Raw genomic sequence first — 19,673 nt, forward strand, 5'->3', positions numbered from 1 at the left:
CTTCATGGGCGTATGTCACTATGCAAAGATTTTCTTAAGTGCTATAATTCTTTTGTTTGTTGAAAATATCGTAAGAATGTATGAAATGATGGTTTGAATCCTATATAATGATATCTTTAGCATGCATGTTGGTTTATTGTGCCATGAAGAATATAAAGAGGTGTTGAATGAATTGTCTCAAAATGAAACGCCGTTGTTTACCGGCTTAATTGAACATAGTAAAAAAAATCCCGTCCAGTTTCATATTCCCGGTCATAAGAAGGGTGCAGGGATGGATCCTTCCTTTAAGGAATTCATAGGAGATAATGCACTTTCCATTGATTTGATTAATATCGGTCCTTTAGATGATCTTCATCAGCCTAAAGGGATGATCAAGGAAGCTCAGGATTTGGCTGCCGAGGCATTCGGTGCCGATCATACTTTCTTCTCTGTTCAGGGAACGAGCGGAGCGATCATGACGATGGTCATGAGTGTATGCGGACCTGGAGACAAGATCATTGTTCCAAGAAACGTGCATAAATCCGTTATGTCTGCGATTGTTTTCTCAGGGGCCACTCCTATCTTTATCCACCCAGATATTGATGAGGATCTTGGAATCTCTCACGGAATCACGACAGATGCCGTTGCAAAGGCTTTGGAACAAAACCCCGATGCCAAAGGTGTACTGGTCATCAATCCAACCTATTTCGGGATTTCCGCAGATCTAAAGAAAATTGTGGAAATTGCCCACTCTTATCATGTTCCGGTACTGGTCGATGAAGCTCATGGGGTTCATATACACTTCCATGATGAACTTCCCCTGTCAGCCATGCAGGCAGGTGCTGATTTAGCAGCTACGAGTGTTCATAAGCTCGGGGGATCCATGACTCAAAGCTCGGTTCTCAATATGAAAGAAGGACTCGTCTCTGCTAAGCGTGTACAGACCATTTTAAGCATGCTGACGACGACTTCCACGTCATACTTACTACTAGCATCCCTTGATGTTGCAAGAAAACGACTTGCTACTGAAGGACGGGAGCTCATCACCAAGACGATCGAACTCTCACAGAGTATGAGAAAGCAAATCAACGAGATTGAAGGTTTATACTGTGTAGGGGAAGAAATTCTTGGAACGAAAGCCACCTATGCGTATGATCCAACCAAACTTATTGTGTCCGTGAAGGATCTTGGGATCAGTGGTTTCGATGCGGAAAAGTGGTTAAGAGAAGCTCATAATATCGAGGTTGAAATGTCTGACCTGTATAATATCCTCTGCATCATCACACCTGGTGACACTGAATATGAAGGAAACCAATTGGTCACTGCTTTAAAAGAACTGGTTACGAGCCTTAAGAATCAAGGCGAGATGACACCGGTTAAAGTGATGCTGCCTGATATTCCTGTTCTATCCATTACACCGAGGGACGCTTTTTATGCTGATACCGAAGTCATTCCGATTGATGATTCCGTTGGAAGGACCATCGCTGAGTTCATCATGGTCTACCCTCCCGGAATTCCTATATTCATTCCAGGGGAGATCATCACTCAGGAAAACATCCATTATATCAAAACCAATATAGAAGCAGGTCTGCCAGTACAAGGGCCAGAAGACTATGATTTACGACATTTAAGAGTCATCAAAGAGCATCGGGCCATCCGATGAAAAAAAGGATGAAGAAGGGTGCCCTTCTTCATCCTTTTTATTTATAAGAACCCCTTCAAGACGCTATTCATACCCGCTCCCCTTAGCAGGCATTAATCATCTAATTCTTTATCGTCGTTGCAGTCACAGCAGTTAGAGAATAAAACAGAAACCTTCTCATCTTCATAATGCTCAATAGTACCCAGGCATGATTGACATACAATTGTTCCCATCTTGTTTCCTCTCCTTTAAGTGGTTTTGTAAACGCTTTATCTTATCTGTTTCTATAATAATATAACACATTTAAAATATCAAGCCTAAATTGTATAACATATTTAACTTTATATCCTCACAATCAATCATACTTTTAATCATAAGAGTGTATGTAAGGGCCTTCCCAAATATGTGGAATTTTAAAAAAGATGCATAAATGAAGTGACTCATTTATGCATCTATAAGCATTATTCTATTGTTTTAATGCGGTGGGGATCCAGTGTTTCATACCCCTTTGCACGAAGGCCTTTTACAATGTCCATCAGCGCTTCACTCGTCCATGTACGATCATGCATGAGGAGATTCGCTCCGTCATTCAAATATGGACTGTTTACCATGATATCCGTAATCGCTGCTTTATTTTGATATTGCTTTTCCCAATCATATCCGTAAGTCCAATTCATCAAGGACATCTTTTCTTTAGCTGCAAGCTCGCGGCTGAAATCTGTATTTTGGCCGAAAGGTGCCCTGAAAAATTGCGGCCTCTCTCCTGTGATGGATTCCACAAGGTCACTGACAGAGAGGATTTCTTCTTTTTGCTCTTCCGGGGAAAGATCTCTTAAACTGCTGTGACTATATGTATGATTCCCAATCATAAATCCAAGATCATGAATCTTTTTTAACGTTTCTTTTTCCTCAGGCGTATCAAGGAAATGACCGTTTACAAAGAAAATGGCTGGTGCTTTCAACTCTTTTAGGTCTTTAGCCATTTGCAGTGCATGTTGATCGGGTGCATCATCAATCGTCAGGAGGACCACTTTAGGATTGGCTTCATCGATTGGTTCGATGCTCCAATTGGCCTCATTTATCTTATAATCCTTGGTCTGTACCACTTCTTTTGAAGGTTCTTCCTTCTCTTTTGTTTCGCTTTCTGACACTTCAGTGTCTGGTCCTTCACTCTGCTTCTGATCCACTTCTTTCACTTCAGTCTTGTTGGATTTTTCAGCTTCGTGGCTGGACCCCGTTTGTTCACTACCGCAAGCAGTCAGGAGCAGGAGGGTTAATCCGGATGCCAAAATCTTTTTCATGTCTCTCACCTTTCCGTATTCACTTTGAATATTTTAACATATTCTAAAGAGAATCTGGGAAAGAATTAAAATATTTCCAATATATTTTCAAACGCCATTTTAAAAACAAAAAAGCATGTCAGACTGAATGAAGTGATAAACAACGTAAGCCTTCTTGATTGAACGATCTTCCTTGCAGCCATAAAAGCAAGGTAAAAAAACAGGACAAACATAATCCATTTATATTCTACATGATCTTTTTCAGAAATCCATTCAGCTATTGAAAACACGCTCCATAAAATCATTTGGACCAAAAAAGCGATGTACGATTTCATGATAAAACATCCTTTAATAGATTTATTTACATTTACCCGTCCCACTTTAATAAAAACTCTCGGATGGCTCTTATATATCTTTTTCAATCAAAATCATTGTATTAACATAGTATATTCTTTTAAGATGACTTTCATTATGTATGACTTTTCAATTTTGTAACATTTTTATGACTTGGCGCTTTTTCATTTTCCCCTATGATAAAATGTGACGTAAGATACGTTAAAGAGTAATTCATTTGCAAATTTACAATTCCACGTTCATAGCATCGTTTAAGAAAAGAGGATGATGTATGAAACATATATTAGCTTTTGCGATACTTACTTCCACTATGCTGATTTTGACTTCGTGTGATGATTTCTCATCCAATAAAGTGGTTTTGGCACAGAATCAATTTATAGAAAAACAGGTGATTTTTTTTACGGATGAAAGAAATGTTTCGAGGGAAATACCATATTACGATGCCATCATTGAGCTTAAAAAACGATATCCGGATCACTTTAAGCAGCTGAAAGTTGTTAGTCTAAACGCGAAGACGACAAATGATATCGCTGATACACCACCCGCTTCTCCAGCGATCGTTGTGGTAGAGAATAATCAGATCATATGTAAAGTGGAGGGGCATAAGTCTAAAGAAAATATAATCAAGCCTGTTTCCAGAGCCGTACAAACCTGGTGACAAAATGCATGATTTAATGACCGGGGACCGAAGCCATATACGCTTCGACCCCTTTTTCTTTTCCATAATAAAAAGGATGATCCCTATGATGGGATCATCCTTTTGTCATGCCTATTATTTGATAATGTGAATCGGGCTTCCCATTGCAACTTCTGCTGCTTCCATGGAAATTTCACCTAAAGTCGGGTGAGCATGAATCGTCATGGCAACATCTTCAGCTGTCATTCCGGATTCGATTGCAAGTCCTAATTCAGCGATCATGTCAGATGCACCAGAACCAACAATTTGAGCACCGATAATTAAACCGTCTTCTTTACGAGTGACAAGCTTCATAAAGCCATCACTTGCATTAAGAGCTAAAGCACGTCCATTTGCTGCAAATGGGAATTTGGCAGCAGTTACTTCAATGCCTTCTTCTTTCGCTTCTGCTTCGGAATAACCTACTGTTGCCAGTTCAGGATCTGTGAAGCAGACAGCCGGGATACCAAGGTAATCGATTTCTGCAGGCTCTCCTGAGATAACCTCTGCAGCGATCTTACCTTCATAAGAAGCTTTGTGAGCAAGTGGTGGTCCATCAACGATATCACCGATCGCGAAGATGTTCGGGATGTTCGTACGGCATTGTTTATCAATTTTGATAACTCCGCGGTCTGTCATCTCTATTCCAACTTCTTCAAGACCGATTTCATCAGTGTTTGGACGACGGCCAACCGTTACTAGAACGTAATCAGCTTCAACCGATTTCTCTTCGCCCTTCACTTCATATTTAACAACGACTCCGCTGTCACTTTCTTCAACGCCTTTAGCCATAGCTTTCGTTACAACTTCAACGCCTTTTTTCTTAAGTTCTTTTTTCACGACAGATGTCATTTGCTTTTCGAATCCGCTAAGGATATCGTCGGCACCTTCCAAGATCGTTACTTCTGATCCAAGATTGGCATAAGCAGTACCAAGCTCGGTTCCGATATACCCTCCACCGATGACAACAAGCTTGCTTGGAATTTCTTCTAATGCAAGTGCGCCTGTAGAATCAAGCACGCGCTTAGAGAATTTGAAGCTTGGAATTTCAATCGGACGTGAACCAGTTGCAAGGATCAAGTTATTGAACTTGTATGTTTGAGCTGAGTTGTCGTCCATGACACGTAGCGTATTGGCATCTACAAGATAAGCTTCACCGCGAACGATTTCAGCTTTATTCCCTTTAAGAAGTCCTTCAACACCGCCGGTTAATTTCTTAACAACTCCAGCTTTCCATTCTTGAACTTTATCGAAATTCACTTTTACGTTTTCAGCGACGATCCCCATATCATCAGAGTGTTGCGCCTGATGGAAACGGTGACCTGCTGTGATAAGAGCTTTGGATGGGATACAGCCAACATTCAAGCATACTCCACCCATGTTTTCTTTTTCGATGATTGTCACTTTTTGTCCGAGTTGAGCTGCACGGATTGCAGCTACATATCCTCCGGGACCTGAACCGACTACGATTGTATCTGTTTCAATTGGGAAATCTCCTACTACCATTGTATTACGCCTCCATTAATAATAATTCTGGATCGTTCAACAAACGCTTGATATGGTTAAGTGCATGTTGAGCAGTAGCTCCGTCAATCATACGGTGATCGAAGCTCAATGATAATGCTAACACAGGTGCCGCTACAATTTCACCATTTTTAACCACAGGTTTTTCTGCAATGCGTCCAACACCAAGGATGGCAACCTCTGGATGGTTGATGACCGGAGTGAACCATTGTCCGCCGGCAGAACCGATATTCGTGATTGTGCAAGATGCACCTTTCATTTCATCGCCTGAAAGTTTACCATCACGTGCTTTTCCAGCCAGTTCATTGATTTCATTTGAAATGGAGAACATGGACTTACGGTCTGCATTTTTCACAACCGGTACTAATAGACCTTTATCCGTATCAGCAGCGATACCGATATTGTAATAATGTTTTTGTACGATTTCGCTTGTTGCATCATCAATGGATGTGTTCAGAGCTGGATACTCGCGTAATGCACTTGTCAATGCTTTGACGATGTAAGGTAGGAAAGTCAATTTCACACCTTTTTCAGCTGCAACTTCCTTGAACTTCTTGCGGTGGGCCCAAAGTTTTGTTACATCGATTTCGTCCATCAACGTTACGTGAGGAGCTGTATGTTTTGAGTTCACCATTGCTTTCGCAATCGCTTTACGCATTCCACTCATTTTCTCACGAGTTTCAGGGTATTCACCTTCAGGAGCTTTAGGTGCAGATGGTTTAGATTCTGATGCTGGTGCTTTTTCTTCTGTTTTCGCTTCTTCCTGGGTAGAAGCAGGCTTGCTGTCTCCACTTAGGAATGCATCGATATCTTCCTTCACCACACGTCCATTTTTACCTGAACCTGATACTTGACGGATTTCAACACCGTTTTCCCTTGCATACTTACGTACTGAAGGCATAGCGATCACTCGCTTATTAGGGTCAACTTCTGCATCGGATTTCTCTTCAGAAGCTTCTGGAGAAGCTTCTTTCTTTACGTCCTGGCCTTGTTCTGCAGTTGCTTGAACTTGACCTTCCGTCTTCTCTTCGGCTTTTTCTTCTTTCTTATCTTCTTCTCCACCTTTGAATTGCAGGTCCTCATAACCAGGTGCATCGAACTTGATAAGAGTATCGCCTACAACTGCTACAGTACCTTCGTCAACAAGAAGTTCTTCAACCGTTCCTGCTACCGGAGAAGGAATCTCAACAACAGCTTTATCGTTTTGCACTTCACATAGTACATCGTCTTCTTCCACTTTATCGCCTGGCTTTACAAACCACTTGACGATTTCACCTTCATGAATACCTTCACCAATGTCTGGTAATTTGAATTCGAATGACATGGACTCGACCTCCTGTATTGAATAATGAATATATAGATGAATGTTTGGTTATATCTGTCTCTATTTCTTATATCTATAATTGGAAAAGAGAAGGGTGGTGTACCCTTCTGTTTTTATTTATCTATCAATGGAGGAGCCTTTTAGCTCCTACCAATTAGAAATTAAGTACTTTTTTCGCCGTTTCGATGACGTCTTTGTGGTTTGGTAACCAGATAGGCTCTGCTTGAGAGAAAGAGAACACTGTATCCGGTGCCGCTACACGAAGAACTGGTGCTTCCAGGCTAAGGATCGCACGGTCATTGATTTCAGCTACAACGTTCGCTGCGATTCCAGCTTGCTTTTGAGCTTCCTGAACCACGATGGCACGATTTGTTTTCTCAACAGATGCCATGATCGTGTCAATGTCCAGTGGACTTACAGTACGAAGATCGATTACTTCAACTGAATGACCTTCTTTTTCAAGCTCATCTGCAGCTTTCAGTGATTCGTGTACCATAGCTCCGTAAGAGATGATCGTAAGGTCTTTACCTTCACGTTTTACATCTGCTTTACCAAGTTCAATTGTGTATTCCTCTTCAGGAACCTCTTGACGGAATGAACGGTATAATTTCATATGCTCTAAGAAAATGACAGGGTCATTATCACGGATCGATGAAATTAAAAGTCCTTTAGCGTCGTATGGAGTTGATGGGATAACCACTTTAAGACCAGGTTGTTGAGCCATCAAACCTTCTAAGCTGTCCGCATGAAGTTCTGGAGTATGTACTCCACCACCAAATGGGGAACGGATTGTGATAGGTGATGTATACGTACCACCTGAACGGTAACGCATACGCGCCATTTGTCCGCTTACTGAATCCATTACTTCATATACGAAACCGAAGAACTGGATTTCCGGTACTGGACGGTACCCTTCTAATGCTAAACCGATTGCTAAACCACCGATTCCTGATTCTGCTAGTGGAGTATCGAATACACGGTCTTCACCGAATTCTTTCTGAAGCCCTTCCGTTGCACGGAATACACCACCGTTTAGACCTACGTCTTCACCAAAAACTAAAACGTCTTCGTTGTTGCGTAGTTCTGTGCGCAGTGCATCAGTGATCGCTTGAATCATTGTCATTTGCGCCATGGCTTATTTCGACTCCTTTTCTTTGTAGATTTCTAATTGTTCTTTTAGGTTATAAGGAAGTTCTTCATACATGTTGTTGATGAAGTCAGTCACTTTTTGTTTTGGAGCTGAATCTGCTTCCTTGATTGCTTTTTTGATATCGTCTTTTGCTTCTTCGATCACTTCGTTTTCTTTCTCTTCACTCCATAGTCCTTTACCTTCAAGGAATTTACGGAAACGTACCAATGGATCTTTCTTTTCCCAATCTGTATCCATTTCTGATGTACGGTAACGAGTTGGATCATCACCAGCCATTGTATGTGGACCATAACGATAGCAAAGTGTTTCGATCAGTGAAGGACCTTCCCCATTCACTGCACGGTTACGCGCTTCTAAAGTGGCGGAATAAACCGCTAACGGATCCATACCATCAACTAAGATACCAGGGATACCTGCAGCAACCGCTTTTTGAGCAATCGTGCGTCCTGCCGTTTGCTTATCGCGAGGAGTAGAAATTGCAAATTGGTTATTTTGTACGACGAAGATCGCAGGAGCTGCATAAGAACCTGCAAAGTTGATTCCCTCATAGAAATCACCTTGTGAAGATCCACCGTCTCCTGTATACGTAATGGCAACTGCTTTCTTACCACGTTTTTTAAGGCCAAGTGCCACACCGGCAGTTTGAATGTATTGAGCACCGATGATGATTTGTGGTGATAATACATTTACCCCCTCTGGAGCCTGGTTACCTTGGAAATGTCCGCGTGAGAATAAGAATGCTTTTGCAAGTGGAAGACCGTGCCAGATGATTTGTGGAACATCACGGTATCCAGGAAGGATCCAGTCTTCCTTCTCAAGTGCGAAATGAGAAGCAATCTGAGATGCCTCCTGTCCAGCTGTTGGTGCATAGAAACCTAATCGTCCCTGACGATTCAGTGAGATTGATCTTTGATCTAGAATACGAGTGTAAACCATGCGACGCATTAATTCCTGAAGATCCTCATCAGAGATCTCCGGCATAGCATCTTCGTTCACTACTTCGCCTTCTTCGTTCAAAATTTGGAACATTTCAAACTTGTCTTCAATTTGCTCGAGCGTCTTAACTGCATCGAATTGTGCCTTCTTTGATTTAGAAGCCATCGAAGTCACCTATCCTTTCTTTATACATTTATTTTGGTTTTTTTACATACATAGTTTAGATTACCCAAATTCAGTATGACCTACCACAATACCCGTGGAAAAACACACACTATAAGTAGTTTTCCACAAATACCAAGAAAGAAAACCCGAAATTACTTTCGAGTTTATCTGTATTAGTCAGAAATTATTATCGACTAATACAATTCATGAATACCTATCTTATTTTACAATATTAAAAATCAGTTAGTCAACGACAAAGTATTATAAATTCTTGTTTCTTTCCAATCTTTTCGAAAAGATCTACCATAAATTTTCAAAACTGTATTAATACCTGGAAACACCCTGTTATATATAAACATATCCTTATGACAGATCTGTTATAGAGTAAGACACCAACGGCCAGCCTTAAAACGTAAAAAAGATGAAGGAGGGCTTTACGCCTCCCTTCATCTTATATGTACCGTTTATTCCGACTCTTTGACATCAAGTTCTGCCTTTGAGTAAAATTCTTGTTTAAGTTTATTGAATTCCTCTGTCTTTGTATTATAGTCCCCATTGAACTTCACTATTTTTTCGTATTGTTCATTAATGGAGGAAATCTGCTTCTCAAGCTCTTCCATCGTAAGGTCTTTCTTTTTGAACATATTATACAGTTCTTTATCAAGAGAAAGGGCCTTTAAGTAAGAAGTTGTTAGCTTTTCATGTAGCTGATAACGTTCTTCCATCGTTTTTTTCAGCTTTTCCGCATCTTTTTTTAGGTCATCACTTTCCAAATCATCAATATATTCGTCTGCTTTAGCAAACTCTTTCTTAGCTTCACTCATGGACTCACGTTCTTTTTCGATTTTCTCTTTTCTCTTATCGATGTTGTCCAGAGCTTCATCGGAAAGCTTTACAATCTGGTCAAACTCTTTCATTCCAAGATCCATGATTTTCGTATAGATTTCTTGCTCCTTTTCTTCCAACTCTTGAAGAGGCTTCTGAACTTTAACATATTGACTTTCTTTGGCCACGGTTTCTTCAAGAACCTTATACACATTTTCCTCAGGTGAAGAACCACCGACACAACCCATTAATACAAAAATAGCGGCTCCTAAAATGAAAGCAAAACGAAATTTCGACACAACAAGATCCCCCTTAACTATTTACCACCTTCTACTATATCTATGTCTACATCTTTTGACAATAGGGATTTACAACTGTGGAAAAAAATGTCGATTGGACTATTCTCCCTATTAAAATCATTATGTCTATTTGCCACCGGGTATTCCTGTTATTATCAAATCTCATTCATTAACTTTTTCTAAGGAAAATGATAAACTAGTACCATACATAATAGATTATCTTAATACGTAAAGTAGAGAAGGGATCAATTTGGATGGCCCTGTCTTTTTTGTGTTCTGAATGAACGGGGCCAGCTGTTTCTATCTCTATGTATCCTAGGAGGAAAAACAATGATTACGATGAATGACATCATCCGTGAGGGTCACCCCACATTAACCATGGTAGCTAAGGAAGTACCCATCCCGCCATCGGAAGAAGACCGGGAAACCTTGAGAAGTTTATTGGAATATGTAATAAACAGCCAGGATCCCGAAACGGCCGCCAAATATGGATTGAGACCTGGTATCGGCCTTGCAGCGCCTCAAATCAATATTTCAAAACGGATGCTTGCCGTCAACGTTACAGACAATCAGGGGAAATTATACAGCTACGCATTATTCAATCCGAAAATCATCAGCCATTCCATAGAGAAAGCCTATTTAACTTCCGGGGAAGGCTGTTTATCCGTCGATCGGAACGTACCGGGCTTCGTACCCCGATATGCAAGAGTGACGATAAGGGGCTGGGATGTGGACGGCAATGAAGTAAAGCTTCGTCTCAAAGGTCTGCCGGCAATCGTATTCCAACATGAAATCGACCACCTGAATGGTATCATGTTCTATGACCACATCAATCCTTCTAATCCGTTTGAGCCGATCCCCGATGCCATTGCCATTGAACGATAAACCCAAAAAAGACTCCCACAGATAGCAAGTGGGAGTCTTTTTTAGCATGTCCTAGATCAATTCAAGTTCCTTTAATCCGTGGTAGATTCCACCATCATCCACGTGCTTAGTAATCAAATTTGCATGTTTTTGGACTTCCTGTACGGCATTGCCCATTGCAACACCGGTTCCGACGGATTGGATCATCTCGATATCGTTCAGTCCGTCCCCGAAAGCATAGACATCTTCCATGTTGAATCCAAGCTTCGCGATCATCTTTTTGATTCCCTCTGCTTTTGAACCGCCTCTCGGTAGAATATCCATGGAGTATTGGTGCCAGCGGATAAACGTGAAGTCTTTATATTTCTCCCGATAAAAGTCCTCCTCTTCCTTTGTGCAGAATAGCAGGGATTGATAGATGTCCCTTCCTCTATAAAAATCAGGGGCAAATCCCGGGTGGGGAAACTTCAAGCTGTTCATACTCTTCTCGATATATTCATGATGCTCATGGTTCGATTTCATCGTTTCATGATTCAAATGAACGACAGGATGTTCCTTTGTATACGCATCCTCTAATAATTCTTCCAATGTTTCAACTTGCAGGGGATTCGTGTATATTACTTCATTTTCAAAAACCACATACTGCCCATTAAAAGATACGAAAGACTCTATCCCCAATTCCTCTCTTAAACTTTCATACATAAATGGGGCCCTTCCAGTCGCGATCGCAACATACGTTCCGTTTGCCTGCAGTGTCCGGATGGCCTCTTTTGTGGCCTGTGGCAGTTTTTTATCGTGATCAAGCAGCGTGCCGTCTATATCAAAGAAAACTATTTTAGACATGATCGTTCTCCTTTTCAAAATATTCATTTGCGATTCTATTTTACTCGTTGTTTAAAGTAATCCTTTACAAGAAAAATGTCAATGAAGACAGTCGGACAGATCCATTTACCAAACTTAACCATGTAAGAGATTCCATTATTTCCGTACAATATAAGTAACACAACAGAGACGTCCGTATTATTGTTCCTTTACTTCAAAGGAAAATCTCGGTAAACTATTAATAAGGAGTGATCCACCATGTTAAAGAAGCTCAGGAAAAAGCTTTTAAAACAGTGGAAAGAATTGCTTAGAAAAAAAACGATTGCATAACCCCCCTGTTTCTCAGGAAACAATTAAAGGGGAAACGCTATTAAAATGCATGACAATCGGACATACTGACATACAATTGCACAATGAATAAGGGACTGACGCCACTAGTGAGCTTTTCCTCCATTGGCATTGGTCCCTCTTCTATCTTTGTCAAGATTTAATACAGGATTATTCAAAAGCTTTATTTACACGGGAGAATCCTATATAATTTAATACATACATAACTGAATGATTCGTTCCTATAGAAATGATAGGCTATTATATAAGTTAATGTAAATGTAGTTGATAACTTTTTTATCATAGATGAAAGTTAGATTTTTTGAAAACGGATAAGGAGAGAGAAAAATGATTTTTAAAGTATTTTATCAAGAAAGTAAAGCAGAAGTGCCTGTTCGCGAATGCACTCAATCTCTTTACATGGAAGCAGAATCAGAACGTGAAGTACGCCTGAATTTAAAAGACAAACCGTATAACATCGAATTCGTACAAAAGCTTGAGGGCGCTTTTTTAGAGTATGAAAAAAACCACCATTCTTTCGAGATGGAGCAATAATCAATGAAATTTGTAAAGAATGACCAAACCGCTGTATTTGCCCTTGGCGGTTTAGGTGAAATCGGTAAAAACACATACGGCGTACAATTCCAAGACGAAATTATCCTGATCGATGCAGGAATCAAATTCCCTGAGGACGAACTGCTCGGTATCGATTACGTAATCCCTGATTACACGTATCTCGTGAAGAATGCAGATAAAATCAAGGGACTCTTCGTCACTCACGGACACGAAGATCATATCGGAGGAATCCCATATTTACTTCGCGAGTTAAACATCCCAATATACGGTGGGAAGCTTGCACTTGGTCTTATTAAGAATAAGCTTGAAGAGCACGGGTTATTACGTAATGCGAAATTAAATGTCATCCAGGAAGATGATGTAGTGAAATTCCGCAAAACATCTGTAACCTTCTTCAGAACGACACACAGTATCCCTGATTCTTACGGAATCGTTGTCAAAACACCACCTGGGAATGTTGTGCATACAGGTGACTTCAAATTCGATTTCACGCCGGTTGGTGAACCCGCGAACTTAACCAAAATGGCTGAAATCGGAAAAGAAGGCGTTCTTTGCCTACTGTCTGACAGTACAAATGCCGAAGTTCCAAACTTCACGATGTCAGAACGCAAAGTCGGAGAAAGCATCAATGATATTTTCCGCAAAGTGGACGGAAGAGTCATCTTTGCTACTTTCGCTTCGAATATTCACCGTCTTCAACAAGTGGTTGAAGCCGCAGTGTTCCACAACAGAAAGGTTGCTGTTTTCGGCAGAAGTATGGAAGCAGCCATCACGATTGGACAAGAATTAGGATATATCAACGCACCTAAGGATACATTCATTGAGCATAACCAGATCAATCGCCTTCCAGCGAATGAAGTGGCTATTCTTTGTACAGGTTCACAAGGTGAACCGATGGCGGCATTATCAAGGATCGCAAACGGTACCCACCGTCAAATCCAGATTCAGCCGGGTGACACCGTTGTCTTCTCTTCTTCACCAATTCCGGGGAACACAATCAGTGTCAACCGTACGATCAACCTTTTATATCGTGCCGGTGCAGAAGTCATCCATGGACCATTAAGTGATATCCATACATCCGGTCACGGTGGACAGCAAGAGATGAAGCTGATGCTTCGCCTGATGAATCCAACCTTCTTTATGCCGATACACGGTGAGTTCCGTATGCAGAAGATGCACGCTTCGCTTGGTGTCGATTGTGGCGTCCAACCGGAAAACTGTTTCATCATGGATAACGGTGAAGTCCTTGCATTAAGCAATGACTCCGCACAGGTAGCCGGGAAGATCCCTTCTGGAAACGTCTATATCGATGGAAGCGGAATCGGTGACATCGGTAATATCGTCCTTCGTGACCGCCGCATCCTTTCAGAAGAAGGCCTTGTGATCGTCGTTGTAAGCATCGACATGAAGGATTTCAAGATCGCTTCCGGCCCGGACCTTATTTCAAGAGGATTCGTCTACATGCGTGAATCAGGCGACCTTATTAATGAAGCACAGACGCTCATTTCTAAACACTTGAACAAAGTGCTTGAAAGAAGAACGTCCCAATGGTCAGAAATCAAGAATGAAATCACGGATACACTTGCTCCATTCTTATACGAAAAAACGAAACGTCGCCCGATGATCCTACCAATTATCATGGAAGTATAATAAAGCATAAGAGGCTGACCCAAATGGGTCAGCCTCTTCTTTCGTTTTATAATACCTTTTTTTCAAACCGGTTAATATCCGTATCGGCACCAATGACAATAAGGATGTCGCCTACCCGGATCTGTTCCTCGGCTTGTGGGGAAACGATGATGTCTTTTTCCCGCTTTATCGCCACGATATTGATTCCGAATTGAGCACGGATATCCAAATCGATAAGGGAGTTTCCACTCAGATGTTCACTCGCGACAATCTCCACGATCGAATGTTCATCTGACAATTCCAGATAATCCAGCACATTATTTGAAATGATATTATGAGCAATCCTTCTTCCCATATCCCTCTCCGGATGAACGACCTGGTTCGCTCCAATTTTACGGAGGACCTTTTCATGATAATCATTTTGTGCTTTCACGGTAATTTTCTTGACTCCGATTTCCTTTAACATCAATGTCGTTAGTACACTGGACTGGATATCATCTCCAATCGCGACAATGACATGATCGAAATTGCGGATTCCCAGGCTCTTCAATACGGATTCGTCGGTTGAATCCGCTACAACGGCATGTGAAGCGATGGAAGAAAATTCATTCACTTTGTCCTCGTCCTGATCAATGGCCATGACCTCCATGCCTTGATCCGTCAATGATCGAACGATACTCCCGCCAAACCGGCCCAAGCCAATAACTACAAACTCTTTTTTCACCATGCATCCCCCCGAAGTCTCTATAATCTATATTTTAGCATAAAAAAAAGGAGAAAATGACATTTCTCCCTTTCCTTTTTGGTATTTCATTTAAGTTCCAACCCGTCACTTGTTTCCTTTAACGTAATCCGCATCAAATAAGAAAAGTCTCATCAAGAGATATAGAGAGGGAATCAGCAATAACAGTCCTGCGATAAAGACTACGACCAGTGCCATCCCCATCGTTGGATTCGTGACACTCGTTTCAACCGTGATAAACGGTTTCAAGATATATGGTAAATGTGACGCCCCGTAGCCAAAGAACGCAAAGAAGAATTGCAGCATGACCAGGATGAACGCCAGGCCAAAACTCTTTCTCCTAAAGATAAAAAATGAAGCGCCAAGAAAGCAGACAAGGGATAAACCGAACATCCACCAGATTTCGATGGCGCTATTGAAATGCTCGGGATTATGTTCTCTTAAAGATACGAACACCAGTAAACTAGCTAAAATCGTTGGCGGGCTCCAGAATAGTGAAAACTTTCTCAGTTCTTCTCTTGAATCCATATCCCCGGCACGATTGGCATAATAGGTCAGGAATGTGGCACTGATGAATAAGACCGATACGATGGACAGGACGACCACGCTCCATGAATAAGGACTCGTAAACAATTCACGGGCCAGGAATACCACCTTATCACCCTGCTCTTCCAAAAAGCCTCCTTCTGAAATGGTCAATGCCGTAGACAGTGAAGCCGGGATCAGTAACCCTGTTGCGCCGTATAAAAACAGATAGACGATATTGTCTTTGGATCCGTAATTTCCGAAAGCATAAAAGCTCCCCCTGATGGCAAGTAATATTATCGCGATACTCCCCGGAAGCAATAATGCCGTCCCATAGTAATAGGCTGCGTCAGGAAAAAACCCGACCAAACCGACAAAAAAGAAGACAAAGAAGACGTTCGTCACTTCCCATACAGGAGAAAGATATCGACTGATCAACACATTTAACGTATGCTCTTTTCCTTTCATCCTGCCGTAAAAGGCGAAGAAGCCGGCTCCAAAATCAATCGAAGCCACTATCAGATAACCATAAAGAAAAATCCACAGGACGGTGATCCCCACGATTTCCAGACTCATATTCATTCCTCCCCCTTAACAAAATCAGCTGGCCCCTTGTTTATAAGAAGCCTCAAAATCTAACTCGCTTTTTCAGGAAATCGTTGTTCCAATTCAGCCTCTGCCGGCTTATTTTTAAACATTTTAATCAATACAGTGACACACAGGATGCCGAGGAGTATATAGAGACCCACAAAGAGAGCGAACGTCAAGCCAACCCCGTCTGCCTTTGTTGCCGCCTCTGCCACCTTCATATAACCACGCAAAATCCATGGCTGCCGTCCGACCTCGGCGTAAATCCAGCCAAATTCGATGGCAAGCATCGCAAGCGGCCCACTTGCAACAATCCCCCATAGCAATCCTTTATTCCATTCATTCCGTTTTTTCCATTTCCAGAATAAGATAAATGCCCCAGCAATGAAGATACTGTAAAACCCGATGGACACCATCAAATCAAACAAGTAATGTACCCATAAAGGCGGCCGTTCGTCTTCCGGAAATTCATTCAACCCGATGACCTCTGTATCAAACGAACTCCCCGCCAGGAAGCTCAGGAAACCTGGTAATCGTATCTCATTATGGACTTCATTGTTTTCATCAAGCGTCCCGAAAACGATTAAATCGGCATTCTCTTCTGACTCAAAATGCCACTCTGCCGCCGCAAGTTTCTCAGGCTGATATTCAGCCAGGAACTTGGCCGATAAATCCCCTGCCAAAGCTGAACCAAAAGCGAAAATCAACGCAGATACCATCGTTAACCGAAGGGCTTTCTTATGATAGTCCCCTCCCTTTTTACGGAGGATAGCAAATGCTGTGATCGCTGCCAGAATGAGGGCAGATGTTAAGTACGCCGTAGTCAGCACGTGAAACACTTTGGTTGGTGTCGCCGGATTCAGCATCGCTGCAATCGGATCGATATTAATTGCTTTTCCATTTTCCAATTCGAATCCCTGTGGCGTATTCATGAATGCGTTCACCGTCGTGATGAAAAGGGCTGAAGCCGAAGAACCGATCATCACCGGTATCGTCAGCAGCCAGTGAATCCATTTATTCTTGAATCGATCCCACGTATAAAGATATATCCCCAAAAAGATGGCCTCGAAGAAAAACGCAAAAGTCTCCATGAATAAAGGCAAGGCAATCACCTGTCCGGCGACCTGCATAAAAGAAGGCCATAACAAGGACAGCTGAAGCCCGATCGCAGTACCGGTCACCACCCCGACTGCCACCGTAATCGTAAATCCCCTCGCCCATCTTCGTGCCAGCAAAAGGTAATGAGGATCATTTCGTTTGATTCCCATGAACTCCGCTATGGATATCATAACCGGAACCCCTACCCCAATCGTTGCAAAAATAATATGGAATGCAAGGGTTGTCGACGTGAGCATCCTGCTTAAAATCACACTATCCAAAACCATTCTTTACTCCCCCTACCGAATTACTTTTTATCGTAAACAGCTCTTTCCTACTGTTTATCACTTATTGTTCATTATAAAACCTGATGGTAAGTTTGTGAAGTATTGAACATGAATATTTTGTGACGTTTTTCACAAAGTTTTTTGCTATTTAGTCTTTCCAACTGGGTACCACCCCGTTTCACCGACACCACACAAAAAAACCCCACACACCAGTGTGAGGTCCTCTATACTACACATCACATCGCATCCAACATCCTGAACTGTGACTTCACCAGTTCAAAATAATCTCCTTCCTGTTCCATCAACTCGTTGTGATTTCCGGACTCTTTGATTCTGCCATTTTCAAGGACAAAAATATTGTCGGACTCACGGATTGTGGAAAGGCGGTGGGCGATGATGATCGCGGTACGGCCGTTCAATAATTTCTTCAATGCGTTTTGGATCTTGACTTCTGTTTCTGTATCGATGGATGCTGTCGCTTCATCCAGGATGATGATGCGAGGATTTGCCAAAAGGGCACGGGCGAAGGACAATAGTTGTCTTTCACCTACAGATAACACATTCCCCCGTTCCTCGACTTCCGTTTCGTAACCGTTTGAGAGCTTTTCGATGAATTCGTTGGCCCCGATGGCTTCGGCTGCCTTCAAGACCTCTTCATCGGATGCACCCGGGCGTCCGAATCGGATATTATCCATGATCGTTCCTGAGAAGATGAATGTATCCTGCAGGACGATGCTGATTTGACTGCGTAAGCTTGAAACAGATGCATCCCGTAAATCGACTCCATCAATTTTTACCACGCCATTTGTCGGGTCGTAAAATCGGCTGATGAGATTCGCAATCGTCGTTTTTCCCGATCCTGTATGTCCGACGAGGGCAACGGTTTGCCCGGCTTTCATTTCCAGATTGATATCCCTGAGTGCTTTACGTTTATCATCATAAGAGAATTCCACATGTTCGAATTGGATTCTTCCTTTGATATCAGTCAGATTCAAGGCATTTTTCTTTTCGTTTACGATTGGTTGTTCATCAAGGAATTCAAAGATTCGCTCGGATGAAGCCATCCCGATCAATAGCTGATTGTATACCTGCCCGAGTCTGGAGATAGGCTCCCAGAACATACCAAGATAGAAGGCGAAAGAGACGAATTCACCTAGTTCCAGTGATCCATTTTGAATGAGGTGGGCCCCAAACCAAATAAGGACGGCAGTTCCGATGGCATTCGTTAATTCCACCAGTGGACGGAACATGGCATTTTTCTTTGTGGCCGTTCTCCAGCTGTCGAAGGTCTCTGTGTTGACTCCATCAAAGAAGGCCATATTTTCTTTTTCCTGGGTGAAGGATTGTGTCACCCTGATCCCCTGGATGCTTTCATTTAAATGAGAGTTAAGTTTTGATTGCTTGAGCCTTACCACTTGCCAGGATTTACGTATTTTTTTGCGCAAGCTTGTAGAGATGAAGAACATGATAGGCAAAATGACCATGACGGCAAGTGTGAGTTCCGGACTTAACGTAAAGAGTATCACGATGATTCCAATGAGCAAAATGATATCCATCAATAGATTGATGACACCATTTGTGAAAAGCTCCTGCAGGGAGTTGATGTCATTCATAATCCGGACAAGGATCGAGCCTGCTGAACGCTGATCAAAGAAACGATGGGAAAGCCACTGCACATGACTGAATAAATGTTTTCTCAGGTCATAGATGACTCCCTGCCCCAATTGATTCATCCATTTGATCCTGAGGACGTTGGCTATATAGTTCAAAACATAAAGTCCCGCTATGACTCCCACAAGGGTAAAGAGAAGATTTTCATCTTTTTGCCTGATCGCTTTATCGAGTGTATACACCCCGATCAGGATCGGGATGATCAGGCGGACAGCCGTTGTGATCAGAACGGTGATGATCGACAACGGCAACAGTTTTTTAGAATATGGTTTTAAATATGTCAGTAACCGGTAGAGCTGTTCCCAGTTGAATGGCTTATCGATCACTTGATCGGTTGAGTAATGGAACCTGCTCAGAATGTTTTTATTCACTTTCTTTTTATCGTTCAAA

At 41.9% G+C, this 19,673-nt stretch carries 18 protein-coding genes; 5 read left to right on the top strand and 13 right to left on the bottom strand.

Annotated elements, in window-relative coordinates; all coding sequences use genetic code 11:
* The first annotated feature begins 172 nt into the window (after positions 1–172).
* Entirely contained in the window at positions 173–1,642 is a 1,470-nt protein-coding gene (locus V8G47_RS09705) for an aminotransferase class I/II-fold pyridoxal phosphate-dependent enzyme (RefSeq protein ID WP_336200052.1), read from the top strand.
* Between the two features lie 92 nt (positions 1,643–1,734).
* Here V8G47_RS09705 and V8G47_RS09710 read toward each other — a convergent pair whose 3' ends face one another.
* The 3 genes from V8G47_RS09710 to V8G47_RS09720 form a co-directional block, all read right to left on the bottom strand.
* Complete coding sequence (locus tag V8G47_RS09710) at positions 1,735–1,854, bottom strand: GapA-binding peptide SR1P (RefSeq protein WP_082051137.1); 120 nt, start codon at positions 1,852–1,854, stop codon at positions 1,735–1,737.
* Positions 1,855–2,082: 228 nt separating this feature from the next.
* Positions 2,083–2,922, bottom strand: a complete 840-nt coding sequence (locus tag V8G47_RS09715) for a polysaccharide deacetylase family protein (RefSeq protein ID WP_336199933.1) — start codon at positions 2,920–2,922, stop codon at positions 2,083–2,085.
* A 65-nt stretch (positions 2,923–2,987) separates the two neighbouring features.
* Positions 2,988–3,236 carry a hypothetical protein gene (locus V8G47_RS09720; RefSeq protein ID WP_336199934.1) on the bottom strand — a complete coding sequence of 83 codons (249 nt, stop codon included), beginning with the start codon at positions 3,234–3,236 and terminating at the stop codon, positions 2,988–2,990.
* A 290-nt stretch (positions 3,237–3,526) separates the two neighbouring features.
* On the opposite strand from V8G47_RS09720, the gene V8G47_RS09725 reads away from it, so the two are divergent.
* A complete protein-coding gene (locus V8G47_RS09725; RefSeq protein ID WP_336199935.1) occupies positions 3,527–3,913 on the top strand; it encodes a small peptidoglycan-associated lipoprotein in 387 nt (128 codons plus the stop codon).
* Positions 3,914–4,027: 114 nt separating this feature from the next.
* Here V8G47_RS09725 and lpdA read toward each other — a convergent pair whose 3' ends face one another.
* From lpdA to V8G47_RS09750, 5 genes are all read right to left on the bottom strand, one after another.
* Complete coding sequence (lpdA, locus tag V8G47_RS09730; RefSeq protein WP_034756034.1) at positions 4,028–5,437, bottom strand: dihydrolipoyl dehydrogenase; 1,410 nt, start codon at positions 5,435–5,437, stop codon at positions 4,028–4,030.
* A gap of 4 nt (positions 5,438–5,441) precedes the next feature.
* On the bottom strand, positions 5,442–6,779 hold the full coding sequence (locus V8G47_RS09735) for a dihydrolipoamide acetyltransferase family protein (RefSeq protein ID WP_336199936.1): 1,338 nt from the start codon (positions 6,777–6,779) through the stop codon (positions 5,442–5,444).
* Between the two features lie 154 nt (positions 6,780–6,933).
* Positions 6,934–7,911 (bottom strand): alpha-ketoacid dehydrogenase subunit beta, encoded by a 978-nt coding sequence (locus V8G47_RS09740; protein ID WP_336199937.1) that lies wholly within the window; start codon positions 7,909–7,911, stop codon positions 6,934–6,936.
* 3 nt (positions 7,912–7,914) lie between these two features.
* A complete protein-coding gene (pdhA, locus tag V8G47_RS09745) occupies positions 7,915–9,030 on the bottom strand; it encodes a pyruvate dehydrogenase (acetyl-transferring) E1 component subunit alpha (protein ID WP_336199939.1) in 1,116 nt (371 codons plus the stop codon).
* Positions 9,031–9,494: 464 nt separating this feature from the next.
* On the bottom strand, positions 9,495–10,154 hold the full coding sequence (locus tag V8G47_RS09750) for a YkyA family protein (protein WP_336199940.1): 660 nt from the start codon (positions 10,152–10,154) through the stop codon (positions 9,495–9,497).
* Positions 10,155–10,484: 330 nt separating this feature from the next.
* On the opposite strand from V8G47_RS09750, the gene def reads away from it, so the two are divergent.
* Positions 10,485–11,039, top strand: a complete 555-nt coding sequence (gene def / locus V8G47_RS09755) for a peptide deformylase (protein WP_336199941.1) — start codon at positions 10,485–10,487, stop codon at positions 11,037–11,039.
* 51 nt (positions 11,040–11,090) lie between these two features.
* Here def and V8G47_RS09760 read toward each other — a convergent pair whose 3' ends face one another.
* On the bottom strand, positions 11,091–11,864 hold the full coding sequence (locus V8G47_RS09760; RefSeq protein ID WP_336200053.1) for a Cof-type HAD-IIB family hydrolase: 774 nt from the start codon (positions 11,862–11,864) through the stop codon (positions 11,091–11,093).
* 651 nt (positions 11,865–12,515) lie between these two features.
* On the opposite strand from V8G47_RS09760, the gene V8G47_RS09765 reads away from it, so the two are divergent.
* Positions 12,516–12,722: a DNA-dependent RNA polymerase subunit epsilon gene (locus V8G47_RS09765; protein WP_034756052.1), complete on the top strand. Its 207-nt coding sequence runs from the start codon at positions 12,516–12,518 to the stop codon at positions 12,720–12,722.
* A 3-nt stretch (positions 12,723–12,725) separates the two neighbouring features.
* Positions 12,726–14,393 carry a ribonuclease J1 gene (gene rnjA / locus V8G47_RS09770; protein WP_336199942.1) on the top strand — a complete coding sequence of 556 codons (1,668 nt, stop codon included), beginning with the start codon at positions 12,726–12,728 and terminating at the stop codon, positions 14,391–14,393.
* Positions 14,394–14,439: 46 nt separating this feature from the next.
* On the opposite strand, the gene V8G47_RS09775 is transcribed toward rnjA, so the two are convergent.
* From V8G47_RS09775 to V8G47_RS09790, 4 genes are all read right to left on the bottom strand, one after another.
* The gene (locus V8G47_RS09775) at positions 14,440–15,099 is read right to left on the bottom strand and encodes a potassium channel family protein (RefSeq protein WP_336199944.1); all 660 of its coding nucleotides are present in this window, start codon (positions 15,097–15,099) and stop codon (positions 14,440–14,442) included.
* Between the two features lie 102 nt (positions 15,100–15,201).
* Entirely contained in the window at positions 15,202–16,215 is a 1,014-nt protein-coding gene (locus tag V8G47_RS09780; RefSeq protein WP_336199945.1) for a cytochrome d ubiquinol oxidase subunit II, read from the bottom strand.
* 59 nt (positions 16,216–16,274) lie between these two features.
* On the bottom strand, positions 16,275–17,612 hold the full coding sequence (locus V8G47_RS09785; RefSeq protein WP_336199946.1) for a cytochrome ubiquinol oxidase subunit I: 1,338 nt from the start codon (positions 17,610–17,612) through the stop codon (positions 16,275–16,277).
* A 236-nt stretch (positions 17,613–17,848) separates the two neighbouring features.
* On the bottom strand, positions 17,849–19,672 hold the full coding sequence (locus V8G47_RS09790; RefSeq protein ID WP_336199947.1) for an ABC transporter ATP-binding protein: 1,824 nt from the start codon (positions 19,670–19,672) through the stop codon (positions 17,849–17,851).
* Position 19,673 lies beyond the last annotated feature (1 nt).

The sequence above is a fragment of the Rossellomorea sp. LJF3 genome, from assembly GCF_037046045.1.
GTDB lineage: Bacteria > Bacillota > Bacilli > Bacillales > Bacillaceae_B > Rossellomorea.